Below are 21038 nucleotides of genomic sequence, written 5' to 3'. Positions count from 1 at the left end.
GGATGACATCAAAAAGTGGATCTATATGTTGTTATCTATTAAATTCATTTTGATTGTACTCCCACTCCTTCTATTGTTTTTACTCATTATTTTCATTTTTATGCTCTTTAGTGATCCAACAGAAGGCTTAGAAGCCAAATATATTCCTGTTTTTTATTACGAAGCGAAGTCAAGAGATATAGATTGGTCAATATTGATGGCTTATACGTATCAGAAAAATGATGCAGAAGATGTGGATACTTACAAAATCAAAACAGCAGCAGATAACATTCAATATTACAAAGAACAGGAAGGGAATACACAAGGCGCATTAAGTATATTACTAGATTCAAAAATCAAGGCATTTTCGGTCATCAAAAGTGCAGAGGAATTTAAAGCGTTTTTTGAGCCTTTCTTCTTTGAGCATCGGTTTCCTCTACATGTATTTGATAGTTACTTTATGCAAGATACGTATGGGGTGGAAAATGATTTATGGACGAAACCCCATAATGGTGTGGATATAAGCGGTAATCAAGGTCTGACGTTATTTCCTGTCACCAGGTCGGAAGTGGTCAAAATAAACACCGTAGGTGCAGGAGGAAATGCGGTTACCTTACAAGATTTAGAGCATCCAGAGATTAAATATTATTATGCACATCTTAGCGAATTTGGACCGCATATAGAACTAGGGAAAGTAGTTGATTTAAAAGACATTGTTGGCTTTGTAGGTAGCACTGGAAATTCAACAGGCCCTCATTTGCATTTCATGATTTTTGTGGAAGGGGAGCATACAGATCCATTTTTCATGTTAGAAGTGTGGGAAGAGTTTGATTACTACTATGAACGAAATGACCCGGCGGAGTGGGCGAAGCGAAATTACATTTATCCGGAAGCAGATTTTTATGTATCAGGTACAGAAGAAGTTGGAAATACGGTACATATATATGATCGCTCAGATCATGATGATACCGTAGATCTGGAATATCATTATCGTGTGATTACACCCGGCGGCTCAAAAACAACGTACAGCAGCGATGATTTTTCGCTTTCGTTATCATCGGAAGGGAGATATCAAATCAAGCTTTCCATTACAGATGGGAATGGGTTTACAGACAGTTTTACAAAAACGTTATATCCCACGGAACCACCAGAAGAAGACGATGATGATGACGATGAGGAAGAAGGTGACCAGGGTGATTAGACCGCAAGAAAAGATAGTCGAGATGTTTCATTTTATGTTGTCGTTTTATCTTACTTATCAATGGTATGTATATACCGTAGTTGCTATGGTCTTGATTTTCTATGGCTGCTGGAAAGGGTCACAGTATGTGATCATGTACCGAGAAAGTCAAACGATGAATATCATACGTTTTATCCTACCGAAAGACAATGAAAACGAGCCGCATCAAATGAATATCGCACTCAAAGCTATTTGGAACAATTATCCTTGGTATTTTCGTCTCTTTCGTGTTCAGCCTTGGTATGCGTTTGAAATTCATGCAGAAGAAAAAGAAATTACGTTTAATGTGGTGGTGCAACAGAGATATACAGAAAAAGTAGAGAAGGTTATTCATTCGGTATATAAAGATGCAGAAAGTCAAATGTTTGCTGTTGGATCGAAACAAGATTATATGCAGCAATATAATGCACATCGTTCTGTCACGAAAATGAACTTATCGAAGCATTATGTCTTTTCTATTCAAACATTTAAAGACTGGACACAAGATCCACTTAGTACGATTACATCCAGTATGACGAAGCTTGATCCTGATCAAGCTGTCACCTTGCAAGTGATGTGTAGACCAAAGCGAAATTTCTGGTGGCAATATCGCGGCAGACGTATTTTACGACATTATGAAGCGACTGCTCAAATACCGAAAAATACTAATTTCCTTTTCGGTATCGTAAAAAATGTGATCTTTCTCCCTTTTCGGATGGTGTTGTTTGTATTACAACTTCTTTTTGTTAGTTCTACGTATAAAGACAGAAAGCAAAGCCAAAAGCGAGAAATCGAAACGATAGATTCGCTGAAAGACAATCAAAAACAAGGACAAGTAGAGCTGAAAGAGCAAAAGGCGATGAGTGGAAAGATCACGCAGCATGGCTTTACCGTAGATATTCGCATTATTACTAAAGATCAAGAGCAACATGGTAGTAATCGTCGAAAAAAACTATCGGATGTAACCAATGCGTTACAACAGTTAGATGCGGAAAATCAAATGCGAAGAAAGTATATTGTATGGTTTCCTTTTCTATTATCTTTTCTTACGAAACGAAGAATCATGTTTATGCATTCAACGAACAACTTACTTTCTACAGATGAGCTGGCTTCGCTGTTTCATTTGCCCAATAAAGATGTGCTAACACCAAACATCAAACGGATTAAATCCAAGCAGCAGCCACCACCTGTGGAAGCAACGAGAGAACAAAATGTATTCGGAGAATCGAGATACAGAGGAAAAAAGGAACGAATCGGGATTAAAGAAGAGGATCTCAACAAAAGTATCTATGTATGCGGAAAACAAGGTACAGGGAAATCGCAGCTATTAGAAAATTTGTATTTACAACAAGTACGAAGCCAGCCCAAAGTAGGTTCTTCCATGATTATTGATCCTACAGGTGATATGGCGAAGAGTATTATAGGGTCGGTTTCAGAGGAAGAAATTGAACATACGTATTACCTCAACTTTGCCGATTATGATTTCCCACCAAGTTTAAATATGTTAGATAAGCGTGTTTTTAGAGGGGCTAACATGTCACTCATGCAAGAACAGTTTATCGGTGTGTTGAAAAAGGAATTTAAAGATGCTTGGGGAGCATCAACCGAAGACATTTTACGGAATGCTGTAGATTTAGCCATGGTGTCTGAGCATAGTTCCATATTGGAAGTCATGCTCGCAATTATGTCAGAGGAATTTAGAGCAACGTATTTACAAAATTTAGACAATTTTGTTGTTCGTGGGTACTGGAGAAATGAGTTTGAAGAACTGTCCCCATCGTTTAGGAATCAAGCGACAAACGCACCACTAAATAAATTACGGAGGATAACCGGTAATTTCTTAGCTCGGAACATCTTATGTCAAAGTAAGTCTACTGTCGATTTAGCAGATTTGTTTGCAAGGAAAAAGAACATCGTAGTGAATCTAGCTAAAGGGTCAATCGGAGAAGAAAACTCACGTTTCTTAGGATCTTTACTCATTTCTTACGTGTATCTGACAACGCAAGAAAGAGAGTTTACGATGCCCGTCAAAGAGGAAAGACCCAAAATTACTTTATTCGTAGATGAATTGCAAAACTATGTTTCTGAATCCGTCGCAGATATGTTAGCGGAGCTTAGGAAGTATGGTTTGCGGATGGTTGCTGGTCATCAATATCGTTCACAGTTTGATGATGAAAAGGTAAAGGAAGGGGTGTATCAACTGAGTCGAACGAAGATTTACTTCAATGTTGGGGAAAGCGATGCGGAGTTTTTTTCGAGTTCCGTATCCCCACGGTTTACGGCCAGTGATTTAACCTCGTTAGAAAAGTATCAATGTATTGTGAAGTTGTGTGTAGATGATTATGAACATGAACCTTTTTCGTTATTCACGCTGCCGCCGCTTTATCGTTATGACAAAAAAATTGCCAAGCAAGTCATTGAGCATTCCAGAAAACAATTTTTCGCCGGAGAGGAAGCGATTCAAGAGATAGAAGAAAGGTACAACCGGTTTGTTAGTGTTGAAGAAGAAGAGATAGAGAGTGCGCCGATTTTAAAAGAGGATGAGGACGATGACATGTTGATACCGATAGAGGAAGAAACAGACCTCATCGCAACAGATGAAGTCGTACAACATGATGAAGGACAGGAGCAAGAACAGGACGTGCAAGAGGAAGATCAAACGGAAGAAGAGGAAATCATAGGTTTTGGTTTTGGAAAGGAAGTGGGTGTTAATGGCCAAAACAATACAGAATCGTAAAATACATCGTCATACTCGCTTTGCCATGCCACAAGAAATGATAGATATATGTGAGGAATTGGCCATTCCTAAATATTTACGTAATTATTTTGGGAATAAAGGTTTTGTCATATCCAAAGGAAAATCAGGAGATGTGTTTCGTTTGACGCATCATCGGTGGGGATCTATTGCACATCCTAAAAGTGATGTGAATGAATGGAGCAAAGAAGATATTCGTCATTTCTTGCATGAAAAATATCACTTTAAAAATAAAGTAGATGATCCTAAAATGCTGGCTTCACTCGTGCTACGTGAAAAATGGTTTAGAGAAGTGGATCTGAACATATTAATGGCGGTCTATCATCATCGAATTTTAACCACTTCACAGCTGCATGCGATGGGTTTTTATACATCAAAGTCGGCTTTAAGACAAGTCCGGGAGCGATGTAAAAAGCTTGTAGATAATCATATTTTAGAGTCTTTCCAGCCTATACCGAATGAATTTATCGGATCGATGGAAAATCACTACATGCTAGGCGAAGTTGGATCCCATTTAGTTGCTCACCATGAAAACATCAACATTAATCAACTAGGATGGACACCGCAGCATAATGAAATTATGATGCATACGGTATATCATACGGTGGAAATTAACAATGTTTTTTTAGCCTATAGACAGGTGCAAAAAGATGGGTTTCATGTGAAAGAGACGATTGCAGAATATTTGATCACAGAAAAAGTACAAGCCAATTATCAATCTTTGCGGTTTAATCCAGATGGATTAATGTCCCTTATGTATCAAGAAAAAGAACGTCCTTTTTTTCTTGAAGTGGATCGAAACACGATGAAGTTACACGATTTTGCGGAAAAGGTTCCACGTTATGAAGCGTATGCAAAGACAATGAAGTGGAAAGCACAGTTTGCGTTTTTTCCTATCGTGTTAGTAGCAACGACATCGGAAAAAAGAATGCTTGAGTTAGCGAGATCGGTTAAGAAAAAACAAAAAATAAATAGCATTTCGTGGTTGTTTACTACGTTGGATCAGATGAAGGAAACACCATTAGCTGAAATCTTCGTGAATGCGCAAGATGCAGAGAAGGAAACCTTTACGACGTATTCCATTTTAGATGCTTTTAGGGGAGGGTAAATCATTTGAAAAAGAAATGGATCATTATTGTGGTTGCTATAGCGATTGGCATGATAGGTACGCTGCTCATTTATATCGAGAACACCAAGCGGTTACATGAAATTGATATTTATGTGGCCAAGGTAGATATTCCTGAAAATACGAAAATAACGAAAGAGATGGTCACAAAGGAGAAAAAGAAGTCGCATTATCTTATGGATGGCACGTTAGTAGATGATGCCATGATCGGACAGTATACGACTGTGCCAATTTATCAACATGAATCCTTTTTGAAGGTGAAATTACATGATGGAAGGGTAAACAAAAGTGTGGGGTATGACGTGAAGGAAGGAGAACGCATTGTTTCTATTACGGTAGATAATGCAGAATCGATTGGTGGCGTTGTAAAAGCAGGGCAGTTTGTAGATTTGATCTGGGTACATGAAACGCAAGATCAGCTCAAAGTAGCCAAGCCTTTATATCAGCATGTGGAAGTATTAGATTTGAGAACAAAAACGGGATTAAGTGAATCAAAAGAAGGGAGTGAGAGCGGTATACAATTTATCAATACGAATGCTACAGCAGAACGAGAGTATCCATTGGAACTGGTGTTACGTGTGTCACAAGAACAAAGTGTGGCCATTTCACTTGCAGAAGAAAGTGGAAAGGTGAAGGTTGTTTTAGATCCTAGTTCCATAGCTGGGGCTGCATCGTACAGCATCGAAGCGATAGACACAATAGATCTTAGTGGGGGTGAGAGAAATGAAGCAAACCGCGATGTTAGCAACGGGGGAGCCTCAGATCGATGATGTTTTAGCAGAAGAAACAAAAGCCTATATTGAAGTTGTGGCAACAGGGTTATCCAAAGATGATGTGCTAAAAAAGACAGAGCAATATAAACCACATATCCTCATTATTGCCGATGGTATTGCTCATATGGAGGAAGGGTTATCACGGCAAGCGTTCATACAGGAGTTTAGAAGACGTTTCCCAGGGACGAGAATGATTTATATTTATACTGCGAAGGAAGAGGCATTAGATGAGTTTTTACGGTTTTTAGTGCAAACGCAGGTGTATGATTTTGTATCTAGTGAATTAAATTTAAATGAGTTAGAACAGCTCGTCAACAAGCCTCGAGACTATATACAAGTTAAACGTTATGAATTATTAGAAGTGCCGGATGAGGATGTACAATTGGACGAAGCCGTAAGAGAGGTATTAAAAGAAAGTGTGGTGTATGTGCCACAGAAACAATCTTGCGTTGCTTTTTATGCGCCGAGTGCGACAGGAAAAAGTTTTGTTGCGCAAAATACAGCCGTCAAAATGGCGCAGCTCCATCCGGATGTAGATATTGTGTTGTGTGATTTTGATTTTCTGAAACCCACTATCAATACGAGATTGAACGTAAAGCCGAATAGCATGACGTTTGAACAGGTATGTCAACAGATTGACGGAGAACGTTTCCATGCCGAAGCATTACAATCCTACTTGATTACGCATCCGAAATATGCAAATTTAAAAATTTTCGATGGTCGCTTTTCTAGTCCTGAATTTTTGGAGCTGCTAGGAGAGCATCATTTACGGCGGATTATTGAGTTGCTAAAAGAACAATTTCACATTGTGTTAATGGATACGCATCGAGAACCTAATGAGTATGTGTTAAAAGCTGCTTCTAGTATGTATTGTGTAGTCGATTATGATTTTTCGCATAATATGCATTTTCAAAAGCAACGATTGCAGCTTGCACAGCAACCAGCACTCAAGCAAAAAGCGAAAAGGATCATTGTGAATCATGCATGGGATGATGCTAAATTTACACCTAAGTTATTGGAACAATTTTTTAAATCAGATGAAACAATGAAAGTAGAAGATCAATTGGATACGACACCTATTGCTAGTATTCCGCACTGTTATGAACAGCAAATTCAGGCGGTGTATAAAGGAAAGTCGTTGGTGGAAGTACATGAACAAGTAGAGGAAGCGTTTATTCAAATATGTCAGGCCATTTATCCAGCAGAGATTAAAGAAAAGAAACGTTTTTCGTTGTTTTCTTTTTTAAAACGGAAGGAGGTAGCACATGATACAGCTAGTCAAACATCACAATGATAAATCAGAAGGTCGTTTTTCTACTTTTACAAGTGAAATTAGTTTAGTGAAAGAACAGCTGACAAGGGATCATGTGGATGTGTTGCAAAAAAACTTGCAGAGGAACGAAGTGAGGGAAGAGTTAGAATCGATTATTCAAACGTTAGTGATTCAACATTTTCATGCGCATCGATTAACTCATCTGGAACAGCAAGATGTGGTGCAGCATATTTTACAACAAATGTGTGAGTTCGGTCAGATTACGGATTTATATTATACCGAAGGGGTTACAGACATCCACATCAATGATGCTGGACATGTGTCTTATCGGAAAGATGGGATGTTGTATGCATCGGCGATTCAATTTGCTTCGAAAGATGAAGTGGCTGAGTTAGCTAAAAAAATGCTACGAAAAATGAGTGAAACGCATAGCGGACAAGAGCGAAGTGTCAACTATGTGAAGCCGATTGAAAATGGATATCTGGCAGATGGGACGCGGTTTAATGTGATGATTGATCCCATTGCAACTAAAGGAACCACCATTTCTATTCGGAAACATCGTGAAGGGTTTTTGACGTTAGCGCAGCATATAGAAAAAGGGACGTTTTCTAAAGCAATGGCATCGTATTTAGAAAAAAGTGTGCAATCAAGGGTGAATACATTGATTGTGGGCGGTGGAGGGACGGGGAAAACGGAAATTGTACGGTTGTTAGGTACGTTTATTCCTGATGGGTTACGGATTGATACGATAGAAGACACACTGGAATTGAAGCTTGAGAAAGTGAAACGTCATGTACGTGCTTTTCAATATCGAACGGTGCTGAAGGAAAATATGAAAGGGAGTGCCTACGATATTTTGCGAACTGGATCGCTGCGTAGTGATGTGGATATCGTTATTATCGGGGAGATATTAGAGAACAATACGTTTGATATTACGCTGGATGCGATGGCGATTGGACAACCAGGAACGATGGCCACGCTGCACTCTAACAATGCAAAAGCTGGTTTGTATCGTGGTGTGAATATGATTGCGGCAGAGTATCCAAATCTTTCAGAGCATTTTATTATGCGAAGGATTGCAGAATCGGTAGAACAGGTGATTACAGTGAAAAGGGATCGTAGGGATGGGAGACGAAGAGTTGCAGCGATTACACAAGTTTGCGGTGTAGAGAACGGTGATTTTGTACTGCAAGATGTATTCCGATATACGCCATCAAATGGGCATATTCGTACCGAACATGGTTTACATGAACGGATCCAAGAAAAGATGGAAGAAAACGGTGTGGTCTATGAGTAGGATGGTGAAACGATGACGTTTACAATCGGTTATGTTTGTATTGGTTTGTCTTTGATTGCGGTGGTATTGTTTTTTATTCAGCAAGATATCTATCGCTCGCTCAAACGGTTTAAGCTTGGGTTGGATGAACGGTATGTACAGATGAGATCCATGATGCATCATCGTATGAAAGATGCTAATAGTGAAGTGGAGCGCATTACGGAGCAGTATAATGCGGAACATGAGATTCGTGCCTTTCAGTATGTGAAAATGGTCATTGCACATAGTGGGTTGAAATTGAATGGATATTATTTTTTAGCATTGTCCTTTTTTATGGCTGTGTTTGGATTACTCATCGGTTGGATGATAGGCAATGCATGGCTTATCATGGTGTTGCCTGTAGGGTTTTTGTTTCTACCATGGATGATCCTGCAATGGCGGTATAAGCGATTGCAGTTTCAATACAAAGTACTATCCAAAGAGGTAGTGAGTCAAGTGTCGCATGTGTATAAAACGTCTGGGGATATGATGCACAGTGTGTTGTATAGTTTAGATTATTTTCCACCTTCTTATCAATTGTTGTTCCAACAGTTTTTAAAAGAGCGTGAGCGTATTTCTTTTGATTATGCGATTGAAAATATGATCAAGCAGGTACATGATCCGAATTTTCGTTTGTTTCTTAATATTTTTAAGATCTCGGAATCATTAGGTGTGGATGTGTATCAAGAGTTAACGATGATTGATGCTATCTATGAGGATGAAAGAGACATTCAAGAGATGTTAAAAGAAGAAATGAACAAACATAAAATTGAGAGTGTGGTGCTGGCCATCATTGCTATCGTGATACTCCCTGCCTATTTTGTTTTTTCGCCGGAGAAGGTGATAGAGATATTAGCTACACCTTGGGCGAATCAGATTATTTCTATCGGTGTGACGATGGTAATGGTTGCGATTTTAATGTTACCTTCAATGTTTAATTTTGATATGGAGTGATGCCTTTGTTTGCTTATGTTGTTGCTTTTAGTTTAGTTGCTACGTCCTGTTTTTTGTTGATTGCGGTGTTTTCATCGCTTCGTATTTCATTTTCGTTTTATGATCAGCGAGTGAAGGAAATTAGAGGGTATGTACAGCGGTATTATCAGCGATTTCAAGAAGATTACGTACCTAAAAATCGTCAAGTGGAGCGGTATGATGAGCAATTATCGGCATTACAACGTCCACTTGGTTTAAACGGGAAACGATTTTTAGTCTTTCAGTTCTTTTTTACCGTTTTTACGGGTGTTTTTACGTTTCAATTGTTAAGCCCTATTTTGTTTTCGCTTGATTCCGTGACGTTGATGATGCTAGGATGGGCTAGTTTTTTTCTCCTATTGTTATTGCTATTTGTTTTTCCTACCGTATTGTTACGGTGGTTAATCAAGAAAAAAGAGAGAAAGGTAGAGAAGCAATTTTTGTATCTCGTTCATTATTTTCAAATTTTTTTACATTCGGGGTTTACTCCAAGAGATATTGTCAAACGGGTTATCCCGTTGTTTCCTCAATCGTTTCGTCATCAATTGGTTCGATTATACGCAGAAATGCAAGTGTTGTCCGATCAAGAAGCGTTACAGCGGTTTTGTGATGAGTTGAAGACGAAGGAGTCCCATTTGTTTTATAATACGATTTTAAATCATATGCAAATGGGTTCAGATTCAACGAAGTCGATGCAAGATTTATCTCGTAGTATGCGTTTAGAACGGAAGGCAGCAGCCGTTCTAGCGATTAAGAAAAAACCGTTTCAAATTTTATTTCCTAAGATGTTGTTTGTCATTGCTGCACTGATGTTTGTTTTAGTTCCCTTGTTATTAAATGTATATCAAATTACAAACTATTGATACAATTTCAATAGTTTAGTATAATTAAAATCAAAGGAGAGATGTTAACATGATGCAAAAAATGGTGGTTAAAGGGTTAAATATGAAGTGGAGCGCAAAGGAAAAGATCAAACAGTTGCATGAAGATCAAAGAGGGGATTGGTTAGGAAATGTAGCGTGGACAGCTATTTTCGGTTTAGGAGCCATTGTCATTGCTTCTGCGTTGATTCTTGCCATTACTGCGTTAGAAGGTAGAGTTTCTTCTGATATCGATAAAGTTAATCCGTGATGAGTAGGTTACAAACGTTTCACCGCTGTCAACGCGGTGAGACGACCCTTACAGGTATTTTTTACACGCTGCTGTTTGTGATTTTCCTTGTTTCTTTAGTTTTTTTCTCCATGTACTTTTATCTCCGGTTAGATTTTTCCAATACAATTTTACAAGCGAATCGAGCAATGGCCATTCACGGAGGGTACACGAGTGAAGTAGAAGAGATTATTACAGAGAATATGAATGGGTTGGTTGATTTAGATGACGTGAAGGTAGTGGCTACTGGTTATCCCGTGAATCGAGGGGATACGTATGAGTTACAGATTGAATATGATTTTAAGTTTGGTAAGTTATTTTTTGAGAATCAAGATGTGGGATGGTCTGTGGTTACTTTGCCGATTCGAACGAAGGCGGTTGGTGTTTCGGAAAAGGTGGTTAGGTAGATGCTTTCCTATTTTGGTAAGACCTTATTGTTTGTTGCGTTGCTTTCGTTGCTTGTTGTAGGTGGGGAGTTATATGTGTTGAAAGCAGAAATTCAAGGGGCTTTTGATAGAAGTATGAATGTAGCTGCTAATCCGGTTGTGTATGAAGAAACGCCAGATTTACAATTACAAGAAGGTGCTGCGAAAGCAAGGTTTATGGATTATTTAGAGCAAAATTTGCTCAGTGGTCGCATTCAAAATGTTTCGATTACTTCCTTTGAGGTTGTGAATGTGTTTAAAGAAGAAGAAGTGAAGGTGCAAAATCCGTTAAATAATCAAGAAGTGGTGTTTACAGTAGATCGTCCTTCTGCGGTGGTGTTAGGTGTAGTGGAAGTCGATATGATGTTTTTGCCGAATGAGATTGAGATTCCTATTCTCAGTGTGTCGAGTGGTTTTTCTCCTTCTTCTTCGTGATGATATGGCTTAATCCAATTCAAACTAGTTGGATCCCCTAGCTGTCCGCAGCCTAAAAGGAAAGCGAATAACCAGGACTAATCCATTCGGAAAAGTCCTGGTATATTCCATTCCCTTTCTTCACGGCAGCTACAAGGAAGAAAAAAAGATAAAGAGATAACAAGTAAGAAAGATAAAAGGAAGCAGTAGCCTGGCGGCTGCTGCTTTTTTAAAAAGAAGCGTAAGGGCATGGTTGGCAGCTACCGCTGCCTTCGGATTGAAAGTATTTTTCCCTTTTGCACCGCGAATCGTAAAACAAGCAAGCCCTCTAAGGTCTGTGCCGTTAGGACACCCGAACCTTTCCGGCACAAACCTAAGAGGGCTAGATCCACCGTCAAGGGCAAACATCTTTTTTCAAAAGCGCAAAAAAGATGTTGTGCTGAGTCGTAGATCAAGGAAGTTTTTTCACCTTGACGATGTATCTATGCTTATTTTGCGTTCGCCTTAGCAAAAAGGAAAAACTCCTTCTGGAATATCACGCTTCGCTTTCCAAAAGAAAAAAATAAATAAAAATGTAGGAGTGACGGAAAGATGAAAGGTATAGAATACTACAAAAAAGGAATGACTCCTTATCATGATGGAGCATATAATCCTAATCCTTTAAGTGATTGGTTAGATGATTGTTCAAACGGTGTAGAAGAGGTAACGTTTCATCCTTTTTTAAGGGAAGGACATGAACCATTTACGATTTCATTTGCATTGATATCGATGGAGGATTGGATATTGTTATGTAAGTTATGTGAATATAACAATGTAAAAGATCGGTATTGTGATATGGGAAAAGTATATCCTTCTATGTGGGTCAATAAGGAACAATTAGATGGTTTGCATATTCCGAATGCGGATCCTTCTTTTGAAAGGGCTACGGAGGATAGTATGAAACAACATCGCTATACTTCTCAATGTGATGATGCAATGACAACTTCCTGCGCTTTATATTTTTACAAAATTGAGGATGAGCAGGATACATACGGTGTGATTGAGCATGAATACTATATGAATTAAATGAACATAAAACAAAATGAAAAAATAACTATTTTTTAATATAAAATAGTTATTTTTATATATTTAAAAGTTATTTTGTGGTATAATATAGATGTGTTCAATAGTATAACGGCTATCAAGGGTGGTTGGCTCACTCCATGAAAAGGGGGTGAGGCCGATGGAAGTTTTTCAAGCGTTAAGTTTGATGTTCATGTTTGGCATGTTCATCCTGGCGTTGTTAAACTACTTAAAGAAATAGACCGCCCTTGAGCTATAGGAGACTCAGGCGGTCACGCTTATCTCTAAAGCCGATCACCCATTGATGGGCAATCTATTGAATGCTTTAGGCGCACCCTCTCACGGTGCGTCTTTATTATTATATTCTCATTATACCATGTTTAATCATGATTGTTTAGCCAGTAGTTCTTTCACTTTTTGTAATATCTCTTCATGCTCATATTGCTTTAGATCTTCATAGTGTTTGTCATAGAAGAGATACATGTATGCAATGATTTCAGAAAAGTTGTATTTTTCTTTTTTGAATTTCGTTTCTTTTTTTAATTTATCCAGTATTGCTTTTATATCTGGATACACGTTTACCGTTTTATAAGTACTCAATGTTGCCCCTCCTTGATCTACTTATATCTTACCACTAATATAGTTAAATATCAAATTTAATAATTAATATAATAGAAAAATAGTTACTTTTATATGAATATAACTAAAAATGTAGTATAATATAGTAAAGAAGATGACAGAAGGAGGAATAAGGATGAATGAAGAATTAAATCAAGACGCAATAGAGCATATTACACACTTATATCAAGAAATTGAGGATCTTACTTCATTTTTTGGGGCTGAGCATGATTTAGTCGCTGAAAAATATAGAGAGCTTGAAATTATTATTTTAAATTATAAAGCAAATATGCTTTTACACCTTGAAAATGATACAATTTAAATAGTTTGGTATAATAAATGGTGGTTAAGTTTCATCATTATTTTTTATCTTTATATTTTATAAAAATATTGAATTTGTATCAAAGGAGAAGGGTTACATGTATTCGTTTATTTTCATTGTGGCATGTTGTGTACTCATGATAGCCACGTATACGGATTTAAAAAAAAGAGTGATTCCAAACGTGTTGGTGTATGGTGGTGCTATGGTGGTGATGTTGATGCACATGGTTGCTCCAGTTTATCCAATCGGATTTTATGTTCTAGGTTTAGTGCCTGCTGCATGTATGTCCATATTGTTTTTTTTCTCTCCTGATAAAGTAGGCGGGGGAGATGTGAAATTGTTTCTATTTTTAGGGCTTGCTTTAGGTGGTGTGGGCCCAACTATTATTTTAGTTTTCACTACAGTTTTCATCTTTATATTGCAACTCATATTTTTGGTTTTGAAGAACAAGCAAAAGTCGTTTCCTATGGCTCCATTTGTTCTCATATCATTTATAGTATTTGTTATAGGATGGTGAGTTAATTGAACAATGAAGTAGAAGGGGGATAGCGTGATATAATAATAGAATGAAAAAGCGATTTGAATCAAAAAAAGGAGTGGTTTAAGTGAAGAAATACGTATTATCTATATCCTTTATATTTTGCGCTGTTCTTATTTTTACGGTTGGCGCATATGCTGGCGCAAATATGGAAGAAATCAAAGCGCATTTAAACAAAAACATTAATTTTAAGGTTATGGGTGAGGACTGGACACCTCAAGATCAGAGCGGAACCACAATGTACCCTATCACATATGAAGGTTCTACATACTTGCCTGTGAGAGCAGCAGGAGAAGCCCTGGATTGTCAACAGAAAACTAGACAACTTTTTTAAGGTCAGCTCGTTTATATTGAACAGGGCTCATGTAGCCCAATGTTCCATGAATTCGAATATGATTATACCAGTGCACATAGTCAGCCAATTGAACCCTTAAATCTTCTAAACTTTCAAAATGATAATGCCTTACAAATTCTGTTTTAAAGATCTTGTAAGTGGCCTCGGCCACTGCATTATCATAAGGACAACCCTTGGCACTTAAAGATCGTTTAATATGAAAGGTCTCTAACGCCTCATCAATCAGTTTGTTTTTAAACTCATTGCCTCGATCGGTATGAAATAACTTTATACGATCAAGAGGCTGCTTGACGCTTGCAAATGCTCGCCAAACTAGCTTTGCATCTTTACTTGGACCTGCACTATAACCTATGATTTCACGACTAAAAAGATCCACTAATAAGCAGACATAGTGCCAGCGATTTTCAACTCTTACATAAGTTAAATCGCTAACAACAACTGCACATGCTTGTTCTTGTTGAAAATTACGATCTAATTCATTAGCAATAGGCGCTTCATTACACGTTGTTTTGTGCGGTTTAAACTGCGCCACGGTATAGGTCGACACCAAACCTTGCTGTTTCATGATACGACCAATTCGCCGTCTAGAAACAATGTAGCCTTGCTTTTTCAGCTCTACTTTGATTTTACGTGTGCCGTAGTTATTCCGACTTTTTCGAAAGATTTCTTGTATAAGTGGAACAATTTTATCGTCATTTGTTTGACGTTGCTTCACTTCGTAATAATACGTTGCTCTAGGTAGTTGTAGGACGCTACACATTGCTGATATCGAGTATCTGTGTTGATTACTTTTAATCACATTTACTTTCGTCCCATTATCAGCGCGGCTTGCTTTAAAATATCATTTTCCATTCGTAAGTGTTTTAATTCTTTGCGTAACTGGATTAACTCTTGCTCTTCTGGAGTCCGATTATCTTTTTCTTTAAATGAACCAGAGATTTGAGATTGTTTAATCCACTTGTCTAAGGCGGATGGAGTTAATTCATATTCTTGAATAATGTCTTTTCTCGGCTTGCCACTTTGATAAAGATTCACCATTTGTTGTTTGAATTCAGGCGTAAATGTTCTTCTTGTTCTTTTGGTCATTGTAGAACGCTCCTCATATATTATTAGTTCTAGTCTACTTGACCTTAATTTTTCTGTCTAGCTAAGTGTAGCCGATCCACCCTAGGGGTAGAAATTGGTTGGGACAATGACACACAAACCGTTTTAATTGGCGAGGCAATGACAGCTTCAACATCGGTAAGCATATCTGAACCTGTAACACTTCAATTTCCTGCCGACAAGTATCCTGAGACTGCTGCCCACATTTCCTTAGCAATAGAGAACGGCGAGTCTCAAATATGTACAATTGACCGTGACGGTGCAGATGAAAACCGTGATGAGTCCCTTGCGGGCATAGACACCAAAGCCGATCATGACCGTGATGAGTGGCCGATGGCAATGTGCGAGGAAGGTGGACAAGGTGCAAGCGTGGCCTACGTTGATCCCTCCGACAACCGCGGTGCTGGTTCATGGGTGGCAAACCAACTCTCTGAATATGAAGATGGTGCAAGAGTACTTTTTGTAATTGAGGGAGAAGTAGACACTGATAGTGTTGATTTAGTTGTCATAGAGGAAACAACAGGTACACAGCCTTTTGCCAACTGTTCAGAAGCCAAAGCGGCAGGAGCCGCACCCCTTCATAAAGGTGATGCGGGATATAGTACTAGTTTGGACAGAGATGGCGATGGGGTAGCCTGTGAAAAATAGAAAAAGCACCCCTATACGTATAGAGACGCTAACGGGAAGGTGCTTCCTCACCCGTATATAAATTATAACATATAATCCGTTCCTAGTTGGGGTGGTTATTTTTTTGTGGGTAAAATCATATTAACATTTAAATAAACATAAATTTCGTAAATAAAAAAGAAATGATTGTTATATCATTTCTTTTTATTTACTAGATATAATATGATTTTTTATATCTTTTATATCCTGTTTTAGATCGGTTACAATATTTAATTGATGTGATAAGTTTTTAATTATTTCTTGGTACTTAGTTTCTCTTTCTGCTTGTTTTTGATCTCGTTTTTCTTGTGCTTTTAAGATGTAAAGTATAAGTACAACAGCTAAAGTTGCCCAAAGACCTTGGCTGACGGCTATTTTAATAAGTTCGCTTTCCAATATAATCACTCCCATCTAGGAAGCATTAACTTGCCGATGAAATCTCTCCATTATCTTCTATATAAATTAGGTGCAAAATAACCACTAAATTCATCTATATATCAATCTATATGGTTATGTTTGTTTCACTATTTTCCAAACATAATTGTATGCTTCTAATGATTGTAAAGTGAATATTCCTCCAACACTTTCGATAACGTTGTCTTCTGTTACATATTCAAATTCTACCTGCACGTAAATGGTATCCTCACCTTCTTCGTGGGGTCCCCTTAAAGAAATTAGTTTATATTCAGTATTACTGTTATTTTTAATTGATTCTTCTGTGTATCCTGTTAAATAAGAAAGATTGGTGGGTTGAGGTTGATAGGCGAGAATAGTATTCATTAATTTCACGTCGTTTGTTTCTAAAGCATTAATATAGGTTTGAAATATTTCTAATATTTCAAAGGGTATTTTTTGATCAAAAATAATTTCATCAGTATCTGGCATAATAATTTTTTTCTTGTCGTGTATTGTATTCTCAAATTGAAAGTTACTTTCTTCTAATGAGTCAATTCTAGTTTGTAAATTCTCAATTTCTTTTTTTAGTTTATCGTTTTCTTCTTGTAATTTTGTCATACTGTTTTTTTCTTCCTCGTTAGTAGAGCTACTAACCTCTGTCGTATCATCACGAAGATTATCACAACCAGTTATCGTAATGAATAGAATTAATGATAATAATAAATTAATTTTTTTCATAAAAACACCTCCACTTATTTCTATATTAGTTGAGTATTAACAAATAAGCAACAGAGGTTTATGAAAAAGGAGAAAAAGTATTATTTTCTCCTTTCATTTCTTTAAAGTTTTATTATAGCCCAATCCATATATCAGTTGAACCAGATATTGTACTACTTTCCTGGGGTGTAGACTCGGATGTTCCTGTATCGATCATAAATCCAGTTTTTCCTAATCCTCCATCAGTAGTAAAACCTTTGTGTATATCTCCACCAATGGGACGTACTACGACCGCCGAGGATCCTCCACCATCTAAATGAATACCCATATCACAACCTAGTCTTCTCATAAGTTGTCTACCTTCATATATAGTTACGCCTTTTTTAAAATTTTTTGGATCGTCATAATTAAAAACAGTTACTAATAACATTTTATTCTTACTAATATCATATCCAAGTAAAGTACGGGGGCGTGTGTTAGTCCCTGAATCAACATTTTTTAACTCTTCAATTTCGAGAGATTTGCGATATTCCTCATCAGTTAACGATTGGTCCAAGTGTAAAGAAAATCCACCGACAGCCCAACTAACACGTTCATATGTTAATTGCTTAATATTAAAACAAACACCAACGTTAACTTTGCCGTTAAGATAGTACATTGTACCCCGATATCTTCTTTTGTCTTTTTTATCAACTCCATTGATATCACTACCATTTTTTACTTTGTAACCATTCTCCATAAAAATTCCTAGAGCATACGGTTCTATGTCTTTTTCTTCATCATGATACGAATAAAAAGTCCCATTAACTCCACTTCTTGATTTATCAAATATTGCATCATATTGAAGATACCTCAAATTTAAATCTTCTGGATCGCAATATAATGCAGTTACTAATGCATCGCTTTCTGATTTAGTATATTTAAAGTGACTAAAATAGTGATCTTCTAAGGCCATTTTAAAATTCTCCTTTTATTTTAAATTTGTTTCAAAATACAAGGATGTACCGTTCATCCATGCATCCCTCATGGATTATTGGGTATGTATTTTGTTGTAGAGGTTTTTTCCTCTTCACTATATAAAGAAGAAAACTTTATTAAAAATGTAAACTTTTTTATTAATTTAATTTAAAATCCATTTTTTTAATGTTTCATATGCTTGTTTTTGGTGCTTATATACGCTTTGTCTGGAAAGCTTCATCATGTGACTAATTTCTTTTATTTTGTATCCATATACGTACTTATATAGAATGATTTTTTTTTGCTTTTCGGTCAGTTGCTCTATTGCTAGTTTTAGTAGTAACGGGTCTTCTATCGTACAATAATGGTTAAATTCATTCGTTAAGAATTCTTTGTTTTTTGTGGCATAGTATTTTTTTGATAAGTAAATATACTGATGTTTTATTGATGTTGCAATATATTTACTTATGTCTTCTTCTTTTAATTCTGGTAGGTCATATAAGATATGAATGAGTTTTTCAATCAGATCGTTTTCTCCATCTTCGTAGTGTAGTTTACGTTTGTACTTTTTGATGAGTGGTAGATATTCCTGAATGATCTTTAAAATTGAATCTTTATTTCTAGTTTTGCTTTCATGTACGAGATTTAACATTTCCACTTTTATACACCCCCTATATATAAAAAAGAATTTAAAAGAAAAAATGTAAACTTATTCTTTTATTTTCCTTTTTAAATAATTTTTTGTTTAAATAAGGTCACGTATATTTGCCTCCGGTCATGACGTATCATAAGGATGCTGCTATATTGAAATACTACATAGCGTAGTTGTACCAAGGTTCCAGTTAAGCCGACTTTTGCGGCTGCTGGACGGTACAACTTGCTTGTCAAAAGGATTTTGGAATACCACAGTGAAGCGAGGATATGCCGAGAAAACTTTTGACAAGGTAGCGAGGATGATAGGATGTGCCGGAAAAGGCAAGGATGACCCAAAGTGACCGTAAGCTTGCAGAGCAAGCTGTCATTATGTATTACAGTGGAAAAATATTTGTTACGGCATTGTTTTATTATTAAAATCAATAGAAATACGAAAATAAAAAAACACGTAAAGATGAGTTTTTAAAACGCATCTTTACGTGTTTTTACTCTTCTCTTCCTTTTACATTGACACCAAAAAACACACGATGGATTACTTCATGTAATCGCTACGTGTGTTTTTGTTATTGCTTTATATGTTATCTTTCGTCAAAGTGAATGACAGATGTTACGATAACGTCACCTATAGGTGGTGTGGTACTAAAAACTATAACAGATAACAATAAAAGTGTTGCACATAATTTTTTCATGATGATCATCCTCCTTATTTGTTCTTGATCATTTTAGCTGCTTCATTGATTTGCTGCAATTGGGGTGCATTGAGTTCATAGTTATTTTCAACACAAGAAGAAATAATTTGAGCATATATGCTTAAAGCTTCTTCATATCGCTGGATATAGATATACGCTTTTAACCCTTCACTATAACAATGTATGGCTTCATTTACATTACCATGCTTCATTTTAAAATTACCCTTGGTTACATAGTATTTTCCCATTCCTTCATAATGATGTTCAACAGGTTCTGTCGGTAGAAATTCGTTCTCTGTTTGTACGATTTGTTGTATGTCTTCTATCCGATTTAGTTCCATGTAAATGTCCAGTAAGTCGTTGATGATATGTATTTTTTGTTTATCGGTAACTGTCATATAACACTGTTTTAATATGGATATAGCAGTATCATATTCTTTTTGTTTTGCTTTTATATTTGCTCGCAACACTTGAATTACTTCTTTGACATTATCAAAATAATCTAATTGTTCGAATTTAGGCAAATGTTTTTCTACATCTTCGTATTTTTCAAGGAAATAATAAGCATTAATCATGGTTCCATATGCTCTGGTTTCTAGTTCGGATGTCTTGCCGGAAATGGATAGCCCACATTGGGTTAGTTCAATGGCTTCTTCGTATTCCTTTAATGCAAAGGCTTGTCTGCACATTTTAAAATAAAATTCACGTTGTGTTTCGTTTGGTAAGAAGTCCATGTAATGGATAATTTCTTTTCCTTCTGCATACGTCTTTTTATCTCTTGTAATGTCCTGAAAGTGAATGAAGTACGATTCCACTAATCCTTTAGCGATAAATGGTGGTATACCTCTTAGTCGTGCATATTCAGCGATTTGTATGTATAGTGTTAATCTTATCTCTTTATTTTCGACTGTTTTTGTGTAGGAATACAAAGAGGATAGTGCATCTTCTGTTTCATGCTTATCTGATTCAATGTACAATAAAGCTATTTTTTTTATGAGCTTAATATCATCCGTTATTGTAATGGTTTTAACAAGTAATTCATGTAAAACTTCCGGACGATTTTCTACTTCTACGTATTTATCTATAATTTTTTCATGAGGGATAGACAGGGCATCTGCGATAGTGAATATCGTTTTAAACTCTGGCCGTTTTGTGTCTCCATTTTCAATCTTGCTTATTACTCCTTTGTTAATCCCTAGTTCTTCTTGTAGCCGCCCTAGCGTGATGTTTTGGTTTTCTCTCTGTCTTTTAACTAATTCCCCCAATGTTTTCATAGTTTCTATCATTTTATATCTCCCCTATTTTAAAGAAACTTATTTCCATTAATATAGCATTAAATCAATGTCGAAGTATCGTCTTTCATGTCGCTTAAATAACATTCGTTATTGTTTTATTCACTTATTTCTATTAATTTAAAATCAAAGTATGTTTTGGATCCCCTAGCCATACGCTACCTAAAAGACAAGCGAATAACCAGGACTAAGCCATGCGGCAAAGTCCTGGTATATTCCATTGCCTTTTTTAACGGCAGCTACAAGGAAGAAGAAAAGATAGAAAGGA

Annotated in this window: 25 protein-coding genes and 1 pseudogene; 18 read left to right on the top strand and 8 right to left on the bottom strand. The window is 36.7% G+C overall.

The features are described from left to right. Positions 1-25 precede the first annotated feature (25 nt). Genes D1Z92_RS15780 through D1Z92_RS15730 form a run of 11 tightly spaced genes read left to right on the top strand, consistent with a single transcriptional unit; the run spans position 26 to position 11421 of the window. A complete protein-coding gene (locus tag D1Z92_RS15780) occupies positions 26-1180 on the top strand; it encodes a M23 family metallopeptidase (RefSeq protein WP_164931658.1) in 1155 nt (384 codons plus the stop codon). After that, complete coding sequence (locus tag D1Z92_RS15775; RefSeq protein ID WP_128896646.1) at positions 1173-3935, top strand: type IV secretory system conjugative DNA transfer family protein; 2763 nt, start codon at positions 1173-1175, stop codon at positions 3933-3935. The genes D1Z92_RS15780 and D1Z92_RS15775 overlap by 8 nt, the downstream gene beginning before the upstream one ends. Continuing rightward, positions 3910-5061 carry a replication-relaxation family protein gene (locus D1Z92_RS15770; protein WP_128896645.1) on the top strand — a complete coding sequence of 384 codons (1152 nt, stop codon included), beginning with the start codon at positions 3910-3912 and terminating at the stop codon, positions 5059-5061. The genes D1Z92_RS15775 and D1Z92_RS15770 overlap by 26 nt, the downstream gene beginning before the upstream one ends. A gap of 5 nt (positions 5062-5066) precedes the next feature. Beyond that, positions 5067-5849, top strand: a complete 783-nt coding sequence (cpaB, locus tag D1Z92_RS15765; protein WP_128896644.1) for a Flp pilus assembly protein CpaB — start codon at positions 5067-5069, stop codon at positions 5847-5849. Then, on the top strand, positions 5803-7146 hold the full coding sequence (locus D1Z92_RS15760) for a CpaE/TadZ family protein (RefSeq protein WP_128896643.1): 1344 nt from the start codon (positions 5803-5805) through the stop codon (positions 7144-7146). The genes cpaB and D1Z92_RS15760 overlap by 47 nt, the downstream gene beginning before the upstream one ends. Further along, on the top strand, positions 7118-8422 hold the full coding sequence (locus D1Z92_RS15755) for an ATPase, T2SS/T4P/T4SS family (protein ID WP_128896642.1): 1305 nt from the start codon (positions 7118-7120) through the stop codon (positions 8420-8422). The genes D1Z92_RS15760 and D1Z92_RS15755 overlap by 29 nt, the downstream gene beginning before the upstream one ends. 12 nt (positions 8423-8434) lie before the next feature. Next, positions 8435-9394 (top strand): hypothetical protein, encoded by a 960-nt coding sequence (locus tag D1Z92_RS15750; RefSeq protein WP_128896641.1) that lies wholly within the window; start codon positions 8435-8437, stop codon positions 9392-9394. Positions 9395-9399: 5 nt separating this feature from the next. Beyond that, positions 9400-10275, top strand: coding sequence for a type II secretion system F family protein (locus D1Z92_RS15745; protein ID WP_164931657.1), 876 nt, complete (start codon positions 9400-9402; stop codon positions 10273-10275). A gap of 49 nt (positions 10276-10324) precedes the next feature. Continuing rightward, positions 10325-10543: a hypothetical protein gene (locus D1Z92_RS15740; RefSeq protein ID WP_128896639.1), complete on the top strand. Its 219-nt coding sequence runs from the start codon at positions 10325-10327 to the stop codon at positions 10541-10543. Continuing rightward, on the top strand, positions 10543-10968 hold the full coding sequence (locus D1Z92_RS15735) for a hypothetical protein (protein WP_128896638.1): 426 nt from the start codon (positions 10543-10545) through the stop codon (positions 10966-10968). Before D1Z92_RS15740 ends, D1Z92_RS15735 begins: the two co-directional genes overlap by 1 nt. Next, the gene (locus tag D1Z92_RS15730) at positions 10969-11421 is read left to right on the top strand and encodes a hypothetical protein (protein ID WP_128896637.1); all 453 of its coding nucleotides are present in this window, start codon (positions 10969-10971) and stop codon (positions 11419-11421) included. A gap of 129 nt (positions 11422-11550) precedes the next feature. On the opposite strand, the gene D1Z92_RS15725 is transcribed toward D1Z92_RS15730, so the two are convergent. Beyond that, the gene (locus tag D1Z92_RS15725; protein ID WP_128896636.1) at positions 11551-11769 is read right to left on the bottom strand and encodes a hypothetical protein; all 219 of its coding nucleotides are present in this window, start codon (positions 11767-11769) and stop codon (positions 11551-11553) included. Positions 11770-11991: 222 nt separating this feature from the next. On the opposite strand from D1Z92_RS15725, the gene D1Z92_RS15720 reads away from it, so the two are divergent. After that, positions 11992-12465, top strand: a complete 474-nt coding sequence (locus D1Z92_RS15720) for a hypothetical protein (RefSeq protein ID WP_128896635.1) — start codon at positions 11992-11994, stop codon at positions 12463-12465. 157 nt (positions 12466-12622) lie between these two features. Further along, positions 12623-12703, top strand: a complete 81-nt coding sequence (locus D1Z92_RS17765; protein ID WP_306438824.1) for a putative holin-like toxin — start codon at positions 12623-12625, stop codon at positions 12701-12703. Between the two features lie 143 nt (positions 12704-12846). Here D1Z92_RS17765 and D1Z92_RS15715 read toward each other — a convergent pair whose 3' ends face one another. Continuing rightward, positions 12847-13062 (bottom strand): hypothetical protein, encoded by a 216-nt coding sequence (locus D1Z92_RS15715; protein WP_128896634.1) that lies wholly within the window; start codon positions 13060-13062, stop codon positions 12847-12849. A 154-nt stretch (positions 13063-13216) separates the two neighbouring features. Between D1Z92_RS15715 and D1Z92_RS15710 the strand changes: the two genes are divergently transcribed. The 3 genes from D1Z92_RS15710 (at position 13217) to D1Z92_RS15700 (ending at position 14274) form a co-directional block, all read left to right on the top strand. Then, positions 13217-13402, top strand: coding sequence for a hypothetical protein (locus tag D1Z92_RS15710; RefSeq protein WP_128896633.1), 186 nt, complete (start codon positions 13217-13219; stop codon positions 13400-13402). A 97-nt stretch (positions 13403-13499) separates the two neighbouring features. After that, complete coding sequence (locus D1Z92_RS15705; protein ID WP_128896632.1) at positions 13500-13919, top strand: prepilin peptidase; 420 nt, start codon at positions 13500-13502, stop codon at positions 13917-13919. A gap of 88 nt (positions 13920-14007) precedes the next feature. Further along, the gene (locus D1Z92_RS15700; protein ID WP_128896631.1) at positions 14008-14274 is read left to right on the top strand and encodes a hypothetical protein; all 267 of its coding nucleotides are present in this window, start codon (positions 14008-14010) and stop codon (positions 14272-14274) included. Here the strand turns inward: D1Z92_RS15700 and D1Z92_RS15695 are convergent. After that, positions 14258-15381, bottom strand: a protein-coding gene (locus D1Z92_RS15695) for an IS3 family transposase (protein ID WP_128896630.1) whose coding sequence is annotated in 2 segments (ribosomal slippage) — positions 14258-15132 and positions 15132-15381 — 1125 coding nt in all. Because the reading frame shifts where the segments join, the coding sequence is not laid out codon by codon here. The genes D1Z92_RS15700 and D1Z92_RS15695 overlap by 17 nt on opposite strands. Positions 15382-15474: 93 nt before the next feature. On the opposite strand from D1Z92_RS15695, the pseudogene D1Z92_RS15690 reads away from it, so the two are divergent. Continuing rightward, positions 15475-15870, top strand: a pseudogene (locus D1Z92_RS15690) (NucA/NucB deoxyribonuclease domain-containing protein); the annotation flags it as partial. Then, entirely contained in the window at positions 15865-16047 is a 183-nt protein-coding gene (locus tag D1Z92_RS17655; protein ID WP_240666779.1) for an excalibur calcium-binding domain-containing protein, read from the top strand. The pseudogene D1Z92_RS15690 and the gene D1Z92_RS17655, both read left to right, overlap by 6 nt. A gap of 183 nt (positions 16048-16230) precedes the next feature. On the opposite strand, the gene D1Z92_RS15685 is transcribed toward D1Z92_RS17655, so the two are convergent. The 5 genes from D1Z92_RS15685 to D1Z92_RS15665 form a co-directional block, all read right to left on the bottom strand. Then, a complete protein-coding gene (locus D1Z92_RS15685) occupies positions 16231-16461 on the bottom strand; it encodes a BhlA/UviB family holin-like peptide (RefSeq protein WP_128896628.1) in 231 nt (76 codons plus the stop codon). A 114-nt stretch (positions 16462-16575) separates the two neighbouring features. Then, positions 16576-17199, bottom strand: coding sequence for a hypothetical protein (locus D1Z92_RS15680; RefSeq protein ID WP_128896627.1), 624 nt, complete (start codon positions 17197-17199; stop codon positions 16576-16578). 112 nt (positions 17200-17311) lie between these two features. Beyond that, positions 17312-18133: a phosphodiester glycosidase family protein gene (locus D1Z92_RS15675; protein ID WP_128896626.1), complete on the bottom strand. Its 822-nt coding sequence runs from the start codon at positions 18131-18133 to the stop codon at positions 17312-17314. 165 nt (positions 18134-18298) lie between these two features. Further along, positions 18299-18787, bottom strand: a complete 489-nt coding sequence (locus tag D1Z92_RS15670; RefSeq protein ID WP_240666778.1) for a sigma-70 family RNA polymerase sigma factor — start codon at positions 18785-18787, stop codon at positions 18299-18301. Positions 18788-19492: 705 nt separating this feature from the next. Beyond that, positions 19493-20764, bottom strand: coding sequence for a helix-turn-helix domain-containing protein (locus tag D1Z92_RS15665; RefSeq protein ID WP_128896624.1), 1272 nt, complete (start codon positions 20762-20764; stop codon positions 19493-19495). Positions 20765-21038: the final 274 nt, after the last annotated feature.

Origin of the sequence: Longirhabdus pacifica (genome assembly GCF_004115085.1) — a bacterium.
GTDB classification, from domain to species: Bacteria; Bacillota; Bacilli; order Paenibacillales; family DSM-105158; genus Longirhabdus; species Longirhabdus pacifica.
The sequence above is the reverse complement of the archived record's forward strand: the minus strand, read 5'-3'. Positions and strand labels throughout refer to the sequence as shown.